This is a genomic window from Kingella pumchi, assembly GCF_022288825.1.
Taxonomy (GTDB): domain Bacteria; phylum Pseudomonadota; class Gammaproteobacteria; order Burkholderiales; family Neisseriaceae; genus Kingella_D; species Kingella_D pumchi.
In genome coordinates, this window is the sequence record NZ_JAKOOW010000010.1 from 266 (window position 1) to 477 (window position 212).

The following is a 212-nucleotide window of genomic DNA, read 5'->3' on the forward strand; positions in this document are numbered from 1 at the left end:
GCTCTTGCGAGCGTTCATTCAAATCCCCCCTAACCGCAGCGGCAAGCACGGACGCGCGCAGCGTTTGCGGATAGGCTTTTTGCAGCGATGCGAGCGACTGTTCTTCGGCTTTCAGGCGGTCGATTTCGGCAAGCAGGGCGGACAGTTTTTCCACAATGGCTTGTTGTTCGGATAGGGGGGGAAGGGGGATAGGTAAATCTTTAATAAATTGA

Annotated in this window: 1 protein-coding gene; it reads right to left on the bottom strand. The window is 54.2% G+C overall.

The features are described from left to right. Nucleotides 1-205, bottom strand: a 205-nt coding sequence (locus MB824_RS11710) for a restriction endonuclease subunit S (RefSeq protein ID WP_407659222.1), incomplete at its 3' end; no start/stop codon positions are given. Between the last annotated feature and the right edge of the window lie 7 nt (nt 206-212).